This is a genomic window from Bradyrhizobium sp. MI1.7, assembly GCF_055811795.1.
The window spans coordinates 59,072-75,880 of sequence record NZ_JBVVPO010000002.1; the positions used below are offsets into that span (position 1 = coordinate 59,072).

At 64.9% G+C, this 16,809-nt stretch carries 21 protein-coding genes and 1 pseudogene; 9 read left to right on the plus strand and 13 right to left on the minus strand.

The window, feature by feature from the left end; translation table 11 throughout:
* Both AC0L3X_RS02990 and AC0L3X_RS02995 read left to right on the plus strand, forming a co-directional pair.
* Positions 1 to 187 (plus strand): annotated as a pseudogene (locus tag AC0L3X_RS02990) (hypothetical protein); the annotation flags it as partial.
* Positions 188 to 364: 177 nt separating this feature from the next.
* Positions 365 to 1,456 (plus strand): TRAP transporter substrate-binding protein, encoded by a 1,092-nt coding sequence (locus AC0L3X_RS02995; RefSeq protein WP_063983601.1) that lies wholly within the window; start codon positions 365 to 367, stop codon positions 1,454 to 1,456.
* Between the two features lie 180 nt (positions 1,457 to 1,636).
* On the opposite strand, the gene AC0L3X_RS03000 is transcribed toward AC0L3X_RS02995, so the two are convergent.
* The 6 genes from AC0L3X_RS03000 to AC0L3X_RS03025 all read right to left on the minus strand — a co-directional run bounded on the left by AC0L3X_RS03000 (position 1,637) and on the right by AC0L3X_RS03025 (position 6,833).
* A complete protein-coding gene (locus AC0L3X_RS03000; protein ID WP_063983600.1) occupies positions 1,637 to 2,419 on the minus strand; it encodes an ABC transporter ATP-binding protein in 783 nt (260 codons plus the stop codon).
* Positions 2,407 to 3,462 carry a dihydrodipicolinate synthase family protein gene (locus AC0L3X_RS03005; RefSeq protein ID WP_063983599.1) on the minus strand — a complete coding sequence of 352 codons (1,056 nt, stop codon included), beginning with the start codon at positions 3,460 to 3,462 and terminating at the stop codon, positions 2,407 to 2,409. Before AC0L3X_RS03005 ends, AC0L3X_RS03000 begins: the two co-directional genes overlap by 13 nt.
* Before the next feature lie 6 nt (positions 3,463 to 3,468).
* On the minus strand, positions 3,469 to 4,290 hold the full coding sequence (locus AC0L3X_RS03010; protein WP_063983598.1) for a GNAT family N-acetyltransferase: 822 nt from the start codon (positions 4,288 to 4,290) through the stop codon (positions 3,469 to 3,471).
* Complete coding sequence (locus tag AC0L3X_RS03015) at positions 4,277 to 5,314, minus strand: NAD-dependent epimerase/dehydratase family protein (RefSeq protein ID WP_063983597.1); 1,038 nt, start codon at positions 5,312 to 5,314, stop codon at positions 4,277 to 4,279. The genes AC0L3X_RS03010 and AC0L3X_RS03015 overlap by 14 nt, the downstream gene beginning before the upstream one ends.
* Positions 5,315 to 5,330: 16 nt before the next feature.
* Positions 5,331 to 6,101, minus strand: coding sequence for an ABC transporter permease (locus AC0L3X_RS03020; RefSeq protein WP_063983596.1), 771 nt, complete (start codon positions 6,099 to 6,101; stop codon positions 5,331 to 5,333).
* 84 nt (positions 6,102 to 6,185) lie between these two features.
* Positions 6,186 to 6,833: a TetR/AcrR family transcriptional regulator gene (locus AC0L3X_RS03025; protein WP_063983595.1), complete on the minus strand. Its 648-nt coding sequence runs from the start codon at positions 6,831 to 6,833 to the stop codon at positions 6,186 to 6,188.
* A gap of 100 nt (positions 6,834 to 6,933) precedes the next feature.
* Here AC0L3X_RS03025 and AC0L3X_RS03030 point away from each other — a divergent pair, with 100 nt between their 5' ends.
* On the plus strand, positions 6,934 to 7,950 hold the full coding sequence (locus tag AC0L3X_RS03030) for an ABC transporter substrate-binding protein (RefSeq protein ID WP_063983594.1): 1,017 nt from the start codon (positions 6,934 to 6,936) through the stop codon (positions 7,948 to 7,950).
* 40 nt (positions 7,951 to 7,990) lie between these two features.
* Here AC0L3X_RS03030 and panB read toward each other — a convergent pair whose 3' ends face one another.
* Positions 7,991 to 8,812, minus strand: coding sequence for a 3-methyl-2-oxobutanoate hydroxymethyltransferase (panB, locus tag AC0L3X_RS03035; protein ID WP_063983593.1), 822 nt, complete (start codon positions 8,810 to 8,812; stop codon positions 7,991 to 7,993).
* Between the two features lie 331 nt (positions 8,813 to 9,143).
* On the opposite strand from panB, the gene minC reads away from it, so the two are divergent.
* The 4 genes from minC (at position 9,144) to AC0L3X_RS03055 (ending at position 11,355) form a co-directional block, all read left to right on the plus strand.
* On the plus strand, positions 9,144 to 9,842 hold the full coding sequence (gene minC, locus AC0L3X_RS03040; protein ID WP_063983592.1) for a septum site-determining protein MinC: 699 nt from the start codon (positions 9,144 to 9,146) through the stop codon (positions 9,840 to 9,842).
* Between the two features lie 21 nt (positions 9,843 to 9,863).
* Positions 9,864 to 10,679, plus strand: a complete 816-nt coding sequence (gene minD, locus AC0L3X_RS03045) for a septum site-determining protein MinD (protein WP_063983591.1) — start codon at positions 9,864 to 9,866, stop codon at positions 10,677 to 10,679.
* A complete protein-coding gene (gene minE / locus AC0L3X_RS03050) occupies positions 10,676 to 10,957 on the plus strand; it encodes a cell division topological specificity factor MinE (protein ID WP_063983590.1) in 282 nt (93 codons plus the stop codon). Before minD ends, minE begins: the two co-directional genes overlap by 4 nt.
* Before the next feature lie 212 nt (positions 10,958 to 11,169).
* Complete coding sequence (locus AC0L3X_RS03055) at positions 11,170 to 11,355, plus strand: hypothetical protein (RefSeq protein WP_028161169.1); 186 nt, start codon at positions 11,170 to 11,172, stop codon at positions 11,353 to 11,355.
* A 16-nt stretch (positions 11,356 to 11,371) separates the two neighbouring features.
* On the opposite strand, the gene AC0L3X_RS03060 is transcribed toward AC0L3X_RS03055, so the two are convergent.
* Both AC0L3X_RS03060 and AC0L3X_RS03065 read right to left on the minus strand, forming a co-directional pair.
* A complete protein-coding gene (locus AC0L3X_RS03060; RefSeq protein ID WP_231144930.1) occupies positions 11,372 to 11,620 on the minus strand; it encodes a hypothetical protein in 249 nt (82 codons plus the stop codon).
* 110 nt (positions 11,621 to 11,730) lie between these two features.
* On the minus strand, positions 11,731 to 12,120 hold the full coding sequence (locus AC0L3X_RS03065; RefSeq protein ID WP_063983589.1) for a hypothetical protein: 390 nt from the start codon (positions 12,118 to 12,120) through the stop codon (positions 11,731 to 11,733).
* A gap of 129 nt (positions 12,121 to 12,249) precedes the next feature.
* On the opposite strand from AC0L3X_RS03065, the gene AC0L3X_RS03070 reads away from it, so the two are divergent.
* Positions 12,250 to 13,032, plus strand: a complete 783-nt coding sequence (locus AC0L3X_RS03070; protein ID WP_473316248.1) for an SDR family NAD(P)-dependent oxidoreductase — start codon at positions 12,250 to 12,252, stop codon at positions 13,030 to 13,032.
* Between the two features lie 94 nt (positions 13,033 to 13,126).
* On the opposite strand, the gene AC0L3X_RS03075 is transcribed toward AC0L3X_RS03070, so the two are convergent.
* Positions 13,127 to 13,357 (minus strand): DUF6894 family protein, encoded by a 231-nt coding sequence (locus AC0L3X_RS03075; RefSeq protein WP_027530842.1) that lies wholly within the window; start codon positions 13,355 to 13,357, stop codon positions 13,127 to 13,129.
* 377 nt (positions 13,358 to 13,734) lie between these two features.
* A complete protein-coding gene (locus AC0L3X_RS03080; protein WP_354102581.1) occupies positions 13,735 to 14,775 on the minus strand; it encodes a hypothetical protein in 1,041 nt (346 codons plus the stop codon).
* 335 nt (positions 14,776 to 15,110) lie between these two features.
* Here AC0L3X_RS03080 and AC0L3X_RS03085 point away from each other — a divergent pair, with 335 nt between their 5' ends.
* Positions 15,111 to 15,728 (plus strand): L,D-transpeptidase, encoded by a 618-nt coding sequence (locus tag AC0L3X_RS03085; protein ID WP_166105773.1) that lies wholly within the window; start codon positions 15,111 to 15,113, stop codon positions 15,726 to 15,728.
* 60 nt (positions 15,729 to 15,788) lie between these two features.
* On the opposite strand, the gene AC0L3X_RS03090 is transcribed toward AC0L3X_RS03085, so the two are convergent.
* The gene (locus AC0L3X_RS03090; protein ID WP_063983587.1) at positions 15,789 to 16,220 is read right to left on the minus strand and encodes a COG4315 family predicted lipoprotein; all 432 of its coding nucleotides are present in this window, start codon (positions 16,218 to 16,220) and stop codon (positions 15,789 to 15,791) included.
* A gap of 121 nt (positions 16,221 to 16,341) precedes the next feature.
* Positions 16,342 to 16,806 carry a MarR family winged helix-turn-helix transcriptional regulator gene (locus AC0L3X_RS03095; RefSeq protein ID WP_063986404.1) on the minus strand — a complete coding sequence of 155 codons (465 nt, stop codon included), beginning with the start codon at positions 16,804 to 16,806 and terminating at the stop codon, positions 16,342 to 16,344.
* Between the last annotated feature and the right edge of the window lie 3 nt (positions 16,807 to 16,809).

Here is a 16,809-nt window from a genome sequence, read left to right on the forward strand (position 1 = left end):
GGCGTGCGCGCCCGGCGCCACGCAAAAAAAATCCCCCACAAAAACCACCGTGTCGGTTGGTTGTCATCCCCGCGCCCCCCTCGCGGGGGGGGGGGGGGCGCGGGGGGCCCCCCCCGACAACGCCATGCTCGCGGTGCAGGCGACCAACGCCGTGCGCGCGCTGTTCGTGAGCGCGAAGCTGCTCTGAGCGGCCTTTCAACGCGCTCTCGTCGCCCGGATTGCGCTGCGCTCCATCCGGGCTATGGACGCCGGCAGGCCTTCCGCTCTCAGCTTGAACTCCGCTATAGGAACGGGCAAACGGTCCGCGAAGACCGTGGCCAGACCCCGATATGTTTGAAACTTACCTGCAGGGAGAGACCCCAACATGAAACGCCGTACATTCCTCAAGGGCGGCGCGGTCGCCGGCGCGACGACGCTGGTTGCTGCACCTGCGATTGCGCAAGGCGCGCCCGAGATCAAATGGCGCCTGACCTCGAGCTTCCCCAAGTCGCTCGACACCATCTACGGCACGGCGCAGACCTTTGCGAAATACGTCGCGGAAGCCACCGACAACAAATTCCAGATCCAGACCTTTGCGGCCGGCGAGCTCGTCCCCGGCCTCCAGGCGCTCGATGCCGTCAGCGTCGCGTCCGTCGAGATGGCGCAGACGCCGCTGTATTTCTACATCGGCAAGGAGCCGGCGCTGGCCTACGCCACCGGCGCGCCGTTCGGCATGAACCATCGCCACCAGGAATCCTGGTGGTATTTCGGCGGCGGCGCCGAACTCACCAACGAGGCGCTGAAGCCGTTCAAGACGCACGCCATCCTCTGCGGCAATTCCGGCACCCAGATGGGCGGCTGGTTCCGCAAGGAGATCAAGACCGTCGACGATCTCAAGGGCCTCAAATTCCGCATCGCCGGCATGGGCGGCCACGTGCTGGCCAGACTCGGCATCGTGCCGCAGCAACTCGCCGGCGGCGACGTCTATGCGGCGCTGGAGAAGGGCTCGATCGACGCCGCTGAATTCGTCGGTCCCTATGACGACGAGAAGCTCGGTTTCCAGAAGGTCGCCAAGTACTATTACTTCCCCGGCTGGTGGGAAGGCGGCGCGATGCTGCACATGATCGTCAATGACGAGAAGTGGGCGAGCTTGCCGAAGCAGTACCAGGCGATCGTCAATCAGGCTGCCTCGGCGGCCGGTGCCTGGATGCTGGAGAAATACGACAGCGTGAATCCGGCAGCGCTGAAGCGGCTGATCGCCAACGGCGCGGAGCTGAAGGCGTTCCCGCAGCCGGTGCTGGAAGCCTGCTACAACGCGACCCAGGAGCATCTGAACGAGCTCGCCGCCAAGAGCGATTTGTTCAAGCGCACCAAGGAAAGCCACGACGCCTATATGAAGGAGCTGCTGTTCTACACGCAGATCGCGGAAAACTTCTACGACAACTATCTGCTCAGCAAGATGCGGAATAAGACTTGATGACGAGCGGGGCGCGATGACTACGCCGCGCCCCGCTCTCGTAGGGTGGGCAAAGGCGCACTTGCGCCGTGCCCACGTTCTTTGCGTCACGTGCAATGGTGGGCACGCTTCCGCCTTCGCTCTTCGAGCTACGGCGGACAAGTCGCTTTGCCCACCCTACGGCACCTGTCGTGTGGCGCCTTACGCCGCACCCAGCCCCAGCTTCGCGTAGATCCGCCTTGCATAGGCGCCGAACGCGTCGGTCGTCTTGAGCGGCAGGTCGCGCGGGAAGGGCAGGTCGATCGGGAAGTAGTCGGCCATCTTCGCAGGCCCCGCCGTCAGCACGGCGCAATGCGAGGACAGGAACACGGCTTCCTGGATCGAGTGCGTGACGAAGATGATGGTCTTGCCGCTCTCGCGCCAGATCCGCAGCATTTCCAGATTCATCTGCTCGCGCGTCAGGGCGTCCAGCGCCCCGAACGGCTCGTCCATCAGGATCAGCTTTGGATCGTGAATGAAGGCCCGCGCGATTGCGGTGCGCTGCTGCATGCCGCCCGAGAGCTCTCGCGGATATTTCTGCTCGTAGCCGGCAAGCCCGACCAGGTTGAGCAGATCGCGCGCCCGCTCGCGCGCGGCCTTGATCGGCAGGCCAACGATCTCGGCCGGCAACAGCACGTTGTCCAGGATGGTGCGCCACTTCAGCAGCAGCGCTTGCTGGAACACCATGCCGATGTCGCGGGTCGGATCGAACGGGCTTTTGGCATTGCCAATTCTGATGGTGCCGCCGTCGGAGCTGTGCAGGCCGGCCAAAATCTTCATCACCGTGGTCTTGCCGCAGCCGGAGGGGCCGACCAGCGAGACGAGCTCACCTTCCTGCACGTCCATCGTGACGTCGGACACCGCCAAGAACTCGGCGCCGCCGCTGCGATAAACCTTTCGGACGCCGCTCAGGCTGATGAAGGGCTCGGCGCTCATGCCAGCCATTTATTCAGATTGGGGGCGACGAACGCATCGTCGCCGAGGTCGGCGTGCTCGCGATAGACGCGGTCGATCTCCTCCTTCTGGCCGGGGCTGAGGCCCTCGTTCGGGTCGAGGCACCACAGGCCCTGCATCAGGCCCTGACGCCGCAGCACCTCGTGGCAACCGGCGATGCAGCCGTGAAAATTATTGGCGACGTCGAAGAAGGCGCTGTTGCAGTCGGTGACGCGGGCATCGAGGGCGAGCAGATCGGCCGGCACGGCCTCCTTGTGCCGCGCCGCCTTGCAGCGCTCGAACTGTTTGATGGCGCTCGCGGTCCACACCGACCAATGGCCGAGCAGGCCGCCTCTAAAATAGGTGCGCGTGGTGATGCCGTTGTCGCGCAGGTCGAACGGCAGCATCAGGTCGAGCAGGATGTGGTCGTCATTGCCGGTGTAGAGCGCGACGCGGTCGAGCGCACCGGCCGCCGCGACGCCGCGCAGCACGTCGAGCGTGCGATAGCGGTTGAACGGCGCGATCTTGATCGCGATCACATTGTCGATCGCGGCGAAGCGCTGCCAGAACCGGCTCGACAGGATGACGCCGCCGACGGCCGGCTGGAGATAGAAACCGACCAGCGGGATCTCGGCGGCGACCGCCGTGCAATGCGCAATGATCTCATCCTCGGAGGCGCTCTTCATCGCGGCGAGGCTGAGGAGCCCCGCGTGATAGCCGATATCGCGCGCGGTGCGGGCCTCAGCCGCTGCCTGCCGGGTCGGGCCGGCGAGGCCCGCGACCATCGCCAGCGGACGCTTGGTCCAGTTCGCAGCGGTCTCGGCGGCGAGCTCGAGCACGGGACGGTAGAGGCCGACGTCCCGGATCGCAAATTGCGTGGTGTGGACGCCGACCGCAAGGCCGCCCGAGCCGGCGTCGATGTAGTAGCGCGTCAGCGCGCGTTGATGCTTCTTGTCGAGCTGGCGCTCCGCCGTGAGCGCGAGGGGGTGCGCCGGCAGCACGGTGCCGTCGGCGATCAGCTTGCGGACGTCGCTGTTGATCTGGCTGTGGTGCATGATGTCCTATCCGAATTCAGGGCCGGCGACGGCGAATGGCGTATCCTTGGCAGCGGTGGTGGCGGGGCCGAACCGCATGCGCTGGAACGGCCGCTCGATGGTCCAGCCCGAGGCGGTCAATCCGTCCAGGAATGCGGCTTGCGACGCAACGGCATCGATCAGAATCGGGCCGGTCTCGGAGCGCACGATCGCATGAACCAGGGCCAGCGCTGGCGCGGCATTGTTGGCAAGCAACGGTCCGATATGGCGCGCGGTTCGGCCGTCGCGAACCAGCGCGATGGCGCCATGTGCGGCGACGATGCGCGAGCCGGAGCGCAGGGCGATGGCGGCGAGGAGCGCGGTGCGGTCGAAACCGGTGGCGCGCCGGTCCCGCGCTCGCAGCGCATCGATGGTCGCCGATGAAGGCGGTGGGGCTTCGGCTCGCCCGGATTTCACCAGCTTCAGCCGGCGCAATTGCAGCGTCGGCGTGAAGCCGAGCGGGCCGTAGACGGCGGCGCCGTCGGGCGTCGCGTCGAGCCAGCTCGTCAGCCCGTTCTTGCGCGCGGTTTCCAGGCAGGCATCGACGAGACGGGTGGCGAGGCCGCGGCGGCGATGCGTGCCCGATACCAGCACCATGCTGATCCAGGCGTTGTTGCCGGAATAGGGCAGCAGCGCCGCGGTCGCGACCAGCCGTAGGCCGTCGCGAATACCGAACACCACGCCCTCGTGCAGGAAGATTCGCCAGTCCTCCTCGGTCTGGTTCCAGTGCGCTTCCGTCGACAGCACCAGCCCGGCGATCGCGTCGTCGACGGCGAGCTTGAGGATGGGCGGACCGTCAGTAGCGTCCATCGCGCACCTCGTATTTGGTGGGCTTGCCGAGGCTTGGCATGGCGCGGGACACCCAGTCCGCGGTCCAGGCGATCAACTGTTCGGTGTCCACGACCGGCAGGCCGAACAGCTCGACAGCTTTCGACGTGTCGGTGAGCCAGGCCGTCGGCTCTTCCTTGCCTGTCAGCACCGGCGCGCGGCCGAAGCGCGCGCCGAATTTTGCGGCGAGATCTCGTACCGCCAAAATCTCGTGGCCGCTGACGTTGATCGGCGAGGTCGGCGCCGTGCAATGCGCAAGGCAGCGCAGCGCCTGCGAGGAAGCATCGCCCTGCCAGATGAAATTGACGTGGCCGAGACTGACATCGATCGGCGTTCCCGTGAGGACCTTTGTCGCGATATCGTGCAGCACGCCATAGCGCATGTCGATCGCGTAATTGAGCCGGAACAGCCGGCCCGGCGTCGAAAACTTGCGCGAAAAATACTCGAACATGCGCTCGCGGCCGACGCAGGACTGGGCGTATTCGCCGGGCGGATTCGGCGCCATGTCCTCGGTCGCGCCTTTGCCGTCGACGGGGACGAAGGGATAGATGCAGCCGGTCGAGAACGCCACGATGCGCGACGTCGGGAAGGCCTGTGCGACGAGGGCCGGCACATGCGCGTTCATCGCCCAGGTCAGCGACAGGTCGCCCTCGGCGCCGAACTTGCGGCCGGCCATGAAGACGATGTTGGGCGCCTTAGGCAGCGCTTGAATCGCCGTCTCGTCCATCAGGTCGCAATTGATCGTCTCGACGCCGCGCGCCTGCAGCCAGTCCTTGACGCTGGGGTCACTGAATCGCGCGACGCCGATGACGCGGCGATCGGGTGCGGCGGCTTTCGCGAGCCCCGCCAGCGTCGGTCCCATCTTGCCGGCGACGCCGAGGATCATGATGTCGCCCTCGACCTTCTTGAGGTCGTCGATCAGCGCCTGGGTCGGCCGGCACAGAAGATCGTCGAGGGCTGCGATATCCGGGATCGTCTTCGGCAGCGTCTGGCGGGTGAGCAGCATGGATCGGTCCTTGTCGTTAGTTCTGCCTGGCATCGCCGACCACGAACATGCGTTCGAGCGCGAGGACCAGGCCGTAGAGAGCGACGCCGAGCAGGGTCAGCAGCACGACGGCCATCACCATCGCGGGCGTGTCGAGCGACGACTGCACCTGGATCATGAGATAGCCGAGCCCGCGCTCCGAGGCGATGAACTCGCCGACGATGGCGCCCGCCACCGCGAGGATCGCGCCGACCTTCATGCCGGAGAACACGTAAGGCAGCGATCCCGGCAACTGGATCTTGCGGAACAGCGTCCAGCGCGAACCGCGCAGCGATTTGACGAGGTCGAGCAGGTCCGGCTCGACCTCGCGCAGGCCGCGCGCGGTGGTCAGCAGGATCGGGAAGAAGCAGATGCTGAAGGCGATCAAAATGTTCGGCACGATGCCGTAGGAGAACCAGACGATGAAGAGCGGGCCGAGCGCGACCTTCGGGATCATGTTCATCGTCACGAACAGCGGCAGCAGCACGAGGCTCAGCAGCGGTGCCCAGCTGAAAATCACCGCTAGCGCGACGCCGACGAACGCGCCGAGCGCGAAGCCGCCGAGGATCTCGATCGCCGTGACCAGCGTGTTGGCGCCCCAGGCATAGCTCGCGGTGCCCAGCGTCTGCACCGTCGCGAGCGGGGAGGGCAGGATGAATTTCGGCACGTGGAAGGCATCGACCGCGACCTGCCAGAGCACGAGCACGGCGAGATGCACGATCAGGATGATCGCAAAGCTGCGCGAGGTGCTTGCCCCGTCTCCCGCCACCGGTTGCTCCCTGTCACTGCGGCGACGATGCCGCTGGAAGTTAAGCCTAGCCGGCCTTTCGGAAAGTTTCAACCAGTTGGTTGATTAGGGCCGGAGCGAATGCAGCAAGAGGTCGACGACATGCCTGCGGCGGGCGCGCCTTGCCGCCCGGCTCGAGAGGTCCTTGCCGAAGATCGCCGACAGCGTCGGCGTGTTGGAGAGATAGAAATAGCTGAGGCCCGCGATGGAGATATAGAGCTGGATCGGATCGATCCCCTTGCGGAACACGCCGGTGCGGACGCCCTCGTGGAGGATGTGGGAGACGCTCTTCACCAGCGGCGAATGCATCGCCTCCAGCCGCGTCGAGCCGCGGACGTGGCGGGCGCCGCCGCGGTTCTCGTCGTTCAGGAGCACGATGAAATCGGGGTTTGTTGCGAGGTAATCGAACGAGGCCTCGATCAGCTTCCGGATCGCCTTTTCCGGCGGCAGGCCTTCGAGGTTGAGCTGGCGCTCCTGCTCGCGGATATCGGCGTAGACCCATTCGAGCACGGCGAGATAGAGCGCGTCCTTGTCGCCGAAGTAGTGGTAGACGAGCTGCTTGTTGACCCCCGCGCGCTCGGCGATCTCGTCGACGCGGGCGCCGGCAAAGCCGTGCCGGGCGAACTCCAGGCGCGCCGCGGTGAGCAGCTTCTTTCGGGTGGCGACGGGATCGCGCCGCTGCGGCACGGTGTCGCCTGAACGTTTTGCGGGCATTTCCAACCAGACAGTTGACAAGTCGAGGGCGGGCTTGTTGCATTGGTATCCTCACATGGGGAGAGCGACAAGCCGGGTCGCGGCAATGAGGAGGGATGCGATGAAGCGTTTGCAGGCTGCGGGCTCGGCTTTGGCTTTGGCCCTGATGCTCGGTGTGCCGGCGGTGCCGGCGAGCGCGGGCGAGGCGGTCAATCTGATCCTGAACTGGACGCCGACGGCCGACCATTCGCCGTTCTATTACGCCAAGGCGCAGGGCTGGTTCGAGAAGGCCGGCATCGACCTCACCATCGAGGTCGGCAAGGGCTCCGGCGTCTCCGCCGCCAAGGTCGGCTCGGGCGGCTCAGCCTTCGGCATCGCCGATCTCGCCACCATGCTGGTCGCCAAGAGCAAGGGCGCCGACGACGTCGCGCTGATGAGCATCTACGCCAACACCGGCCAGACGTTTTATTGGCTGAAGAGCTACGGCGTGAATGGCGTGAAGGAGTTTCCGAGCCACAAGATCGGCAACCCGCCCGGCGACGCCTCGCGCGTGATGTGGCCGGCCTTTGCCAAGGCCGCAGGCATCGCGCCTGATGCCGTCAGCTTCGTCAATATCGGGCCGACCGCGAAAATCGCGGCGCTGAAGAGCCACACCGTCGACATCATCAGCGACTTCTACAACGAGCACGATCTGAAGGTGACAGAGTTCGGAAGCGATCTCGGCTTCGTCAACTGGAAGGACATCGGGCTCAACCCCTACGGCAATTCGCTGATCGTCAACGGCGCTTATCTCCAGAAGAACCCCAAGCTGGTCGAGGAGTTCGTGCGCGTCTCGCAGAAGGCCTTTGCGGCCTGCGTCGCCGACGTCACGCCGTGCCTGAAGGCGCTGCTCGACCAGGTCTCCGGTCTCGACAAGGAGAACCAGGAACGCCAGTGGGAGCGCATCAAGTATTTGATGACCGACGAGTTCACGACCACCAAGGGTCTCGGCTGGATCGACGGCGAGCGGATGAAGAAGGACTATGAGCTGGTCCAGACCTATCTCGGCATGGAGAAGCCGTTCGACGTGACGACGGCGTTCACGACGAAGATGCTGGATCCCGCCGTCAAGATGGATGCGAGCAAGGTGAAGAAGTAGGGGGAGCCGTGAGCGGTCCCTGACCGCTTGCTGCGTATCGTCAGCTTTTCTTCATCTCGTAGACGTGTTCGGGCCCGGGAAAGGCGCGTGAGCGCACGTCGGTGGCATATCCTTGGATCGCCGCTTCGATGGCCGGACCAAGATTGCCGTACCGCCGGACGAATTTCGGGGTTCGCGGCGACAGCCCGAGCATGTCCTCGAGCACGAGCACCTGACCGTCGCAGGCAGCGCTCGCACCGATGCCTATGGTGGGGATCGCAATCGTCTCCGTAATCCTGCGCGCCAACGGTTCGGCCACGGCTTCGACGACGACCGAGAATGCACCGGCATCGGCGACGGCCTTCGCGTCGTCCTCGATCGGGCCCCAGTCCACCTCGTTGCGCCCCTGGGCACGAAACGAACCGAGCGTGTTGATGGATTGCGGTGTCAGACCAATGTGGCCCATCACCGGGATGCCGCGCCCGCACAGGAATGCAATCGTCTCCGCCATGCGAACGCCGCCTTCGAGCTTCACTGCGCCGCATTGCGTCTCCTTCATGATCCGCACCGCGGAGTTGAACGCCTGCTCCCTGGAAGCTTCATACGAGCCGAACGGCATGTCGACCACGACCAGCGCCTGCTTCGAGCCCCGCATCACCGCGGCGCCCTGGAGGATCATCATGTCGAGCGTAACAGGCACCGTCGTCTCGAAGCCGTGCATGACGTTGCCAAGGGAATCGCCGACCAGGATGACATCGCAATGCCGATCCACCAGCGCGGCCGTATGCGCGTGATAGGACGTCAGCATCACGATCGGCTCGCCCCGCTTGCGTGCACGGATGTCCGGCGCGGTCTTGCGCCTGATGGAAGACTGAATTGACATGATCGGGCTCCATATCCGGGGGACGCGGATCGAAGCCAGATGCCAAGGGCATGTCAATGCGGGATGATTGGGGCTGCGATCAAAATCGACGCGAGCAGAGGTGAAGAAGGAGGGGCAGGGGCGCCGTCATTGCGAGGAGCGCAGCGACGAAGCAATCCAGAGTCTTTCCGCATCGGCAGTCTGGATTGCTTCGCTGCGCTCGCAATGACGATGTGGCGAGAGCCAGCGCCAATCCATCACCTACCCACGTAACCCCTGGAGAAATTAACCCGTCGTTAACCAAATCCGCCGCATCGTTAACCATTCAATAACAGGGATCGAGTCGGCCGCTATGGAGGCTGCAGCAAAAGTCCAACGCCAAATGGTTCGCCTGCGCGGGCGCTCCTACGTGGCCTTCGTGTTCGTGCCGACGGTTCCGATCCAGGACTGGCTGCAGGAGATCGACGCCACGATTGCGCGCTCGCCGGGTTTCTTCGCCGGCCGGCCCGTGGTGATCGATCTGTCCTCGGTCGATCTCAGCCAGTCCGGCATCGCCCATCTGCTCACGAGCCTCCAGGATCGCAACATCCGGGTGCTCGGGATCGAGGGGGTGGAGGAGGGCCGGCTGACGCCGACGATGCCGCCGCTGCTCTCGGGAGGGCGCAGCTGCGTGGTCGAGCCGAGCGCGCCGAAGAAGGCCGAGGCGAAGGCCGTAACCAAGCCGACCTCGCTCCTGCTCGATAGCCCGGTGCGCTCGGGCCAGACCGTGATCTTCCCGGAGGGCGACGTCACCATTCTGGGCTCGGTCGGCTCCGGCGCCGAAGTCGTCGCCGGCGGTTCCATCCACATCTACGGCGCGCTCCGCGGCCGTGCCATGGCGGGGGTCAATGGGCACACGAGCGCCCGCATCTATTGTCAGAAGATCGAGGCTGAACTGCTTGCAATTGATGGATTTTACCAGACTGCGGACGACATCGACGCCGCTTTGCGCGGCAAGCCGGCGCAGGCCTGGCTGCAGGGGAATACCATGCGAATTACAGCACTGAACTGACCAGCAAAGGAGACATTTCAGATGAGTAAGGTACTGGTCGTGACATCAGGCAAGGGCGGGGTCGGCAAGACCACGACGACCGCCGCGTTGGGGGCTGCGCTGGCGCAGCGCGGCGACAAGGTCGTCGTCGTCGATTTCGACGTCGGCCTGCGCAACCTCGACCTCGTCATGGGCGCCGAACGCCGCGTCGTGTTCGATCTCATCAACGTGGTGCAGGGTGTCGCAAAGCTGCCGCAGGCGCTGATCCGCGACAAGCGGCTGGAGAATCTCTGGCTGCTGCCGGCCTCGCAAACCCGCGACAAGGACGCGTTGACGGAAGAGGGCGTCGGCAAGGTCATCGACGATTTGCGCGACCGCTTCGACTGGGTGATCTGCGACAGCCCGGCCGGCATCGAGCGCGGCGCCTCCATGGCGATGCGCTTTGCGGACGAGGCCGTGATCGTCACCAATCCGGAAGTCTCCTCGGTGCGCGATTCCGACCGCATCATCGGCATGCTCGATTCCAAGACGGTGCGGGCCGAGAAGGGCGAGCACGTCCAGAAGCACATTCTCATCACCCGCTACGATGCCTCGCGCGCCGCGCGCGGCGAGATGCTGACCATCGACGACATCCTCGAAATCCTCGCAACGCCCTTGCTCGGCATCATCCCCGAGAGCCAGGACGTGTTGAAGGCCTCCAATGTCGGCACGCCGGTGACGCTGTCGAACGTGGACGGCGCACCCGCACGGGCCTATATCGATGCGGCGCGGCGGCTGTGCGGCGACACCGTGGCGATGCAGGTTCCGGCCGAGCGCAGGCGCTTCATGGATCGTCTGCTGCGACGGAGGGCTGCATGAGCATGGGTCTGCTTCGGCTTCTCCGCGGCAAGAAGGCCTCTGCCCCGGTCGCTCGCGAGCGATTGCAGATCCTGCTTGCCCATGAACGCGGATTGCGCGGCCAGCCCGATCTGCTCGGCGTGCTGCGCGAGGAAATTCTTGCTGTCGTGTCCAGGCACGTCACGCTGGACCCGACCAAGGTCATCGTCCGGCTTGAGCGCGGCGACGAGGTATCGACCCTGGAGGTCGATATCGAGGTGCCGAACGATTTGGAGCGCAAGCGCGCGGCGGTCGGGTAGGGGATCCGGCCGGTACACTGCAAATTTGGGGTGGGTGAGAAGGCGGTCCGCTGGGCATAGCGGACCGCCTTTGTCTTACTTGCTCGTCACGTCAAATTCCAGGCCTGCCGATGTGATCGGTCGTGGGCGGAACGGGACCTGCGGCGAAATCGTTGTCGGAGGCCGCGGAGCGCCAAGCCAGGCGCTGCGGTTTCCTGAACAGGAGAGCGCCCATGATATCCGAGATCCAGGTCCACACCATCGCGCGCCAGATGCTGGAAAAACATGGTTTCGCTGCGATTGCGAAGGCCGCCGAGCAGGCGCAGGCCTGTGAGGGCCGCGGCGAGGCCGATGAGGCCAAGGAGTGGCGTCACATCGAGGACGCCATGAAGATCATCCGCGGCCCGCACCAGAGCTGATCCGCGGCCAGCGCGCTCAGCGCTCCCCGCGGTCGGCGCCCGGCTGCGTAGTGCGATTTTGTGTCTGCGGCTGGGGACGCTCGCCTGTCTCTTTGCAGGGCAGCGGTTCCCACGAGCCGTCGGGTGCTTGCTGGTAAGCACTGCAGGATGACGAGGTGGATTTTTCCTCGCCTTTCTGGGCATCGGAGTTCTTCGCCAGGGCGGGCGCGGTCAGCACAGCGGCGGCCGCAAATGCGCCGGCGAAAACAAAATGGATACTCCGCATGTGGGCTCTCCTGTTCGAATTCGAAGAGGCCGCATGGTGTCGAGGATTATGACGATAGTTGGCCGCCGCGACGGTTCCGCCACGGCGTGCTTAACGCCGCGAGAGAGCGCCTAGCCGCCCTTGCTGCGGATCAGGCCGGCGAGGTTGGTCTTCTGGGCCTCGCACCAGCCGGGCATGCCGAGGCGGCGCTGGTCCATGTCGGTCGCCTGCGTCGCGACCGCGACCTCGGCCATCAAATCATCGTCCTGCTTCTCGCCCATCTTGCCGCCGGTGTGCATCCAGGCGATCGCCTTGCGCACCTTCTCGGTGGTGCCGTCCGGCAGCTGCATCTGCTGCGCCTTCTGCACGAGGTCCTGATAGACGAGATCGGTGTTCGGACATTCCACCTTGGCGGCGAAGGCCTGCAAGACCATCGTCACATAGGTCGAGCGTGCACGGTCCGCCGCTTGGGCCGGCGCGGCGAGCAGTAACAGACCTGCGATCAGGAAACCGGTGCGCATCCTTGGTATCTCCTCCGTTTTTTTGGGAGGCTAGCGTCCGGCAAGCCACTCCGCAATGGTGCCGGGACGTATTTGTCGCTCCCCGGTGCGGTGCGCTATCGTCACCCCGTCCTGGCCACGGAGAGCGACATGAGCCTGTTGAGCACGCCGTTCGACCCCGCACGCGACACGGCGCTCGTCACCGGCGCAGGCAACGGCATCGGCCGCGCGATTGCGCAGGCGCTGGTCGGCGAGGGCGTTCGGACCGTGTTCGCCGATATGAGCCTGGAACGGGTGAATGCGGCGATCAGCGCGAGCGGCAGGCCTGAACTGGCGGTGCCGTGGGTCGGCGATCTCGCCAGGTCAGACGCTTGCGATGCCCTGCTGGCCGCCGCAGAGGCGCTCGGTGGGGTGACGCATTTCGTGCACAGCGCAACGCCGCCGCGGCGGGAGGCCGATCATGCGCTCGCGGTCGACCGCAAGACCTGGCACGAGATGCATGCCGTCAATCTCGATGCAGGATTCCATCTGGCGCGCGGGCTGGCAAAACGGCTGATCGCGGCGAAACGGCCCGGCTCGTTCCTGTTTCTCACCTCGCTGCACGCGGGCACGCCGCGCAACCTGCCGCATTATTCGACGGCGAAGGCGGGGATGGCAATGCTGGTGAAGGAGCTCGCGAAGACGCTCGGGCGTCACGACATCCGCGTCAACGCGCTGGTGCCCGGCGCGATCGCGGCGGGCGGGTTCGTTGCCGATGCCTCGCTGGCGAAGCACATTCCGCTCGGGCGTCTCGGCGAGGCCAAGGACCTCGCGCCGATGGCGCTTGCGGTGCTGTCGAACAAGCTCTCGGGTTACGTCACCGGCGCAGCCTTCGTCGTCGACGGCGGATTGTCGCTGACGAACTGGTTCGAGCCGCCGGAGCTGGACGACTAAGGCCCCGTTCCGATGACTCGGAAGGATGCTTTTGAGTCACAGTTCGACGCACTTCTACGCGAAGCGGTTTCCAAATCGCTCGAAACGCCGTGGCCTAGCGTCGCCAGGCCGGCACGGGATCGAGCGGCGTGCGATAGACCTCGTTGTGATCGCGATCGGTGACGCGCACCGCGCAACCCTTCCGTTGCAGCTCCGGCTTCACCTGCGACAGCTCGGTAGCCAATTGAACGGCGCGATCGGAAGCGACCTCGATGTCTTCGAGGATGATTCCACCCTGGTTCTTGAACTCTTCACCAACCACGAGATCGAAGGAATAGTAGGGCATTCGATTTCCCCGGTGTGACGACGTGAGCTTCAGTGGAAGTCTCAACACATCTCGGATGATACCACTGAGTCGATATTTTCGAATGAACGGGGCGCGCAATCTCTGTGCTTATGGCGCAGAAATCATGTGCAGCATTCGGGTGCGTTAAGATTTTATTAAATATGTCGACGTGATCATAAGGCATGGAATTGCAGCAGAACCGGGCTCCGGGAACCGGCAGCTGCAAGAGAAGGCCGGCGGCATAAATCCCGACGGCCTTTTCTCTTGACGGAAGACGATCGAAATATCGGTCTCCGTAATTGCCCGGACTCAACGCGTCGCATCGACTCGGACAGCTTGGACGACGTCGCGAAAGCGACGCCGCGCTCGCGACTGGTTTAACGCACCGGCATCGGCGGACGCACGACAGGTCCGTCGTCATCGGCAACGGCTTGCGTCGTGGCGACCGGTGCTGCCGTCGACGCCGCCGCGGCAGCCTGCGAAGGCGGCGGAGGTGCAAGCGGCGCGGGCGAATAGGCCGGCATGTAGGTTTGCGACACGACCGGCTTCGGTTTGCGAACCGGAGCCGCCGGAGATCTCGGCGGGAGCGTGGACACACGCGCGCGCGGATCGACCGGCTTGGCCTCAGCCACCGGCTTTGGCGCGGGCGGTTTCGCCATCTCGCGCGCCATCTGCTCCTGCCCGGCCTTCAGCTCGGCGATGTTGGCCTTGAGCGCTTCGATCTGCTGCGCCATCGCTGCGAGATCGCGCGTCATCGATTGGACCGACTGCGCGGGATCGGGCTGTGTTGCGACAGGTGCGGCTGCTGCAACCTGAACCGGAGGCGGCGTCGCGGGTTGAGCAGCTTGATCCGCCGCTTGATCCGTTGCGACTGGCTCCGCGGGCGGCGCGGCCTGCGCAGCGGTGACCGGCGCGGCGGTCACCGGTGCCGCCGTTTGCGATGTCGAAGGCAACAGCGAAGTCAACGCAGTCAATGCAGGTGTCCATTCGGCGAGGATCTGCCTGGCCGTGTCGCCATGTTTCTCCCAGGCGACAGTGGCGGCCGCGCTTCCGCCCGCAAACAAGATCATGACGAACGCGCCGCGCAGCCATTTGCCGGCGGAGGATCGCTTCTGCCGGCGACCATCGCTGGCGGCGACGCGCACGGCGGTGTCGACCGAGGGCGCTGCCGTCTGCGGCTCCAAGACGGGACTGAATTTCGGCTCCGGATTAATGGTGCGCTCCGGCGCGAACTTCGGATCTATTTTCGGCTCTGGACGGGTTGCGATCTCAGGCGCCAACGCGGGCGCACCACCGATGGGGCGCGAAGCCAGCACCATGTCGGGTGAAATCTCAACGGCGTCGTGCGGATCGTTGTCCTTGACCGTGTCCTTCACGATCTCATCGACGATTTGCCTAGAGTTCAGCGTCGCGAGCATCGCAGCTCCTTTGAAGTCCGAGTGTTTAATGTATGGGCGTCCGCATTGGCGCGAGCCGATCTGTCGAGGTGAACCCATCCCAAATCCGATGAGTCAGCACGATGACCCACGAGTCCAGCCGGGTTTGACCAAAGCAAGGCGAGGGGATGGAGACTGTGCGACGCTTCTCCGCCGTTTGTGGTGATGGAACCAGGCCGGTGGAACACGCGCACGTGTTCCACACTGCCTTTTTTTCAGCACGATTTGGGCAGCATCTAGTGGGGCTGGGGGCGCTGCTATCCGCTATCGGGGGGCCGGTGGTGCCAAAATCTCTAATCGTATTGTTCGTCATGGCCATGCTTCCGCTCGCCGGCTGCATGCAGACGACGCTTTCTCCATCGACGGATGCGAGCATGACGCCGCGCGACCGGCAGTTGCTTGCGCACACGCCCTACGCGCAGGCGAACGTGCCTGAGCAATATCTCCGTCATATCGTCGACTACCCGCGCAAGGAGCAGCCGGGCACGATCCTGGTCGATACCGATGCGCGCTACCTCTATTTCGTGCTGCCCGAAGGCAAGGCGATCCGCTACGGCGTCGCGGTCGGCGAGGAAGCCATGGCCTTCTCCGGCGTCGCGCGCGTTGGCCGTCTGGCGGAATGGCCCGACTGGGTTCCGACAGCGGAGATCCAGGCGCGGCTAGGACCGTATCCGGCGCGCGTCGCCGGTGGCCCCGCCAATCCGCTGGGCGCGCGGGGCATCTATCTCTACCTCGGCAACAAGGACACGCTCTACCGTATCCACGGCACCAACCAGCCGGAATATATCGGGCAGGCGATCTCGTCCGGCTGCATTCGGATGCGCAACGAGGACGTGATCGATCTGTTCGACCGGGTGAAGCTGAATGCCACGGTGGTGGTGTTGCCGCCCGGGCAGAATGCACGGGTCGACGCGGGGTCTAGCTGGCGCGGGTAGGCGCAGTGCGATCGGTCATTCCACTGCTCACGAGACTTTCGTCGTGGGCAGGGTTGAGACCTAGTTCTCAGGCCGGGCGACGCGCCATTGCAACGTCGTGGCATTGCCGTTGGCGTCGCCTGGCGCCTTGTCGGCCGGCGAGGTGTAGAGCGGACGATAGCGGTACGCCCACATCTTGCTTCCGTCGTTGCGACTGATCACGGTGAAGTCGCCGATGGGCTTGGCGTCGACCGTAGCGGATAACGGTACCCAGCTCTCGGTGCACTTGCCGTTGCAGTTCGACGTCTTGCCGGTGGTGTCGCGCTCGTAAGTGTAGAGCGTCATGCCCTTGAGGTCGACGAGCGTGGGACCCTGCTTGGTCAGGACCACCTTCGCCGGTGCGGTCGTGGCCTCGGGCTTCGGCGGAGCAGGGTCGCCGCCGCCATGGCCGTTGGCAAGCGCAGGACCGGCCGAGAGCGCGATGGCCGTCGCCGCAATGAGGAACCTGAACATCCGAAACTCCCGGGCGGCAAAGTAAATCGCGCGTTAAACGCCGAATATTGCCGACCGTAGCAGCCGAAGGTTAGTTCCTGGTTTCGCGGCACTGCGACAATTACGGATAGAAATACGGGGTTCATGCCTCCAGCTCGCGCAGCGGGGCGCGGCTGAGCTCGTTGCCGGCGGCAATGGCCTTGCGCAGCAGCCGCATTAGCTCTTCACCTTCCTTCGCGCTGAGGCCGCGCAGCATGACGCGCTGGGCGGACTCCACGGCCGGCGTGATCTTGCGCAGCGTGCGTCGGCCCTCGTCGGTGATCTCAAGCTCGCGGGCGCGGCGGTCGCGGCTGGAGGCGCGGCGCTCGGCAAGGCCTTTCTGGACGAGGCGGTCGATGACGCCGGTGATGGTGGTGCGGTCGTAGGCGATCAATCCTGCCAGCGTCACCTGGTCGAGCCCCGGATTGCCCTTGATGGTCGCAAGTGCCGCGTATTGCACCGGCGTCAGGTCGAAACCGGCTTCCCCAACCTCGGCCAGAAACACCGCCACCGCGATCTGCTGGAACCGGCGCGCCAGATGCCCGGGCATGTCGTTGTTGTCTTTCACCGA

What these genes read in the sequence shown, in the direction of transcription:
- AC0L3X_RS02995 (WP_063983601.1), top strand. Translation starts at nt 365, where the DNA reads ATGAAACGCCGTACATTCCTCAAGGGCGGCGCGGTCGCCGGCGCGACG.
- AC0L3X_RS03000 (WP_063983600.1), bottom strand. Translation starts at nt 2,419, where the DNA reads ATGGCTGGCATGAGCGCCGAGCCCTTCATCAGCCTGAGCGGCGTCCGA.
- AC0L3X_RS03005 (WP_063983599.1), bottom strand. Translation starts at nt 3,462, where the DNA reads ATGCACCACAGCCAGATCAACAGCGACGTCCGCAAGCTGATCGCCGAC.
- AC0L3X_RS03010 (WP_063983598.1), bottom strand. Translation starts at nt 4,290, where the DNA reads ATGGACGCTACTGACGGTCCGCCCATCCTCAAGCTCGCCGTCGACGAC.
- AC0L3X_RS03015 (WP_063983597.1), bottom strand. Translation starts at nt 5,314, where the DNA reads ATGCTGCTCACCCGCCAGACGCTGCCGAAGACGATCCCGGATATCGCA.
- AC0L3X_RS03025 (WP_063983595.1), bottom strand. Translation starts at nt 6,833, where the DNA reads ATGCCCGCAAAACGTTCAGGCGACACCGTGCCGCAGCGGCGCGATCCC.
- AC0L3X_RS03030 (WP_063983594.1), top strand. Translation starts at nt 6,934, where the DNA reads ATGAAGCGTTTGCAGGCTGCGGGCTCGGCTTTGGCTTTGGCCCTGATG.
- panB (WP_063983593.1), bottom strand. Translation starts at nt 8,812, where the DNA reads ATGTCAATTCAGTCTTCCATCAGGCGCAAGACCGCGCCGGACATCCGT.
- minC (WP_063983592.1), top strand. Translation starts at nt 9,144, where the DNA reads ATGGAGGCTGCAGCAAAAGTCCAACGCCAAATGGTTCGCCTGCGCGGG.
- minD (WP_063983591.1), top strand. Translation starts at nt 9,864, where the DNA reads ATGAGTAAGGTACTGGTCGTGACATCAGGCAAGGGCGGGGTCGGCAAG.
- minE (WP_063983590.1), top strand. Translation starts at nt 10,676, where the DNA reads ATGAGCATGGGTCTGCTTCGGCTTCTCCGCGGCAAGAAGGCCTCTGCC.
- AC0L3X_RS03055 (WP_028161169.1), top strand. Translation starts at nt 11,170, where the DNA reads ATGATATCCGAGATCCAGGTCCACACCATCGCGCGCCAGATGCTGGAA.
- AC0L3X_RS03060 (WP_231144930.1), bottom strand. Translation starts at nt 11,620, where the DNA reads ATGCGGAGTATCCATTTTGTTTTCGCCGGCGCATTTGCGGCCGCCGCT.
- AC0L3X_RS03065 (WP_063983589.1), bottom strand. Translation starts at nt 12,120, where the DNA reads ATGCGCACCGGTTTCCTGATCGCAGGTCTGTTACTGCTCGCCGCGCCG.
- AC0L3X_RS03070 (WP_473316248.1), top strand. Translation starts at nt 12,250, where the DNA reads ATGAGCCTGTTGAGCACGCCGTTCGACCCCGCACGCGACACGGCGCTC.
- AC0L3X_RS03075 (WP_027530842.1), bottom strand. Translation starts at nt 13,357, where the DNA reads ATGCCCTACTATTCCTTCGATCTCGTGGTTGGTGAAGAGTTCAAGAAC.
- AC0L3X_RS03080 (WP_354102581.1), bottom strand. Translation starts at nt 14,775, where the DNA reads ATGCTCGCGACGCTGAACTCTAGGCAAATCGTCGATGAGATCGTGAAG.
- AC0L3X_RS03085 (WP_166105773.1), top strand. Translation starts at nt 15,111, where the DNA reads ATGCTTCCGCTCGCCGGCTGCATGCAGACGACGCTTTCTCCATCGACG.
- AC0L3X_RS03090 (WP_063983587.1), bottom strand. Translation starts at nt 16,220, where the DNA reads ATGTTCAGGTTCCTCATTGCGGCGACGGCCATCGCGCTCTCGGCCGGT.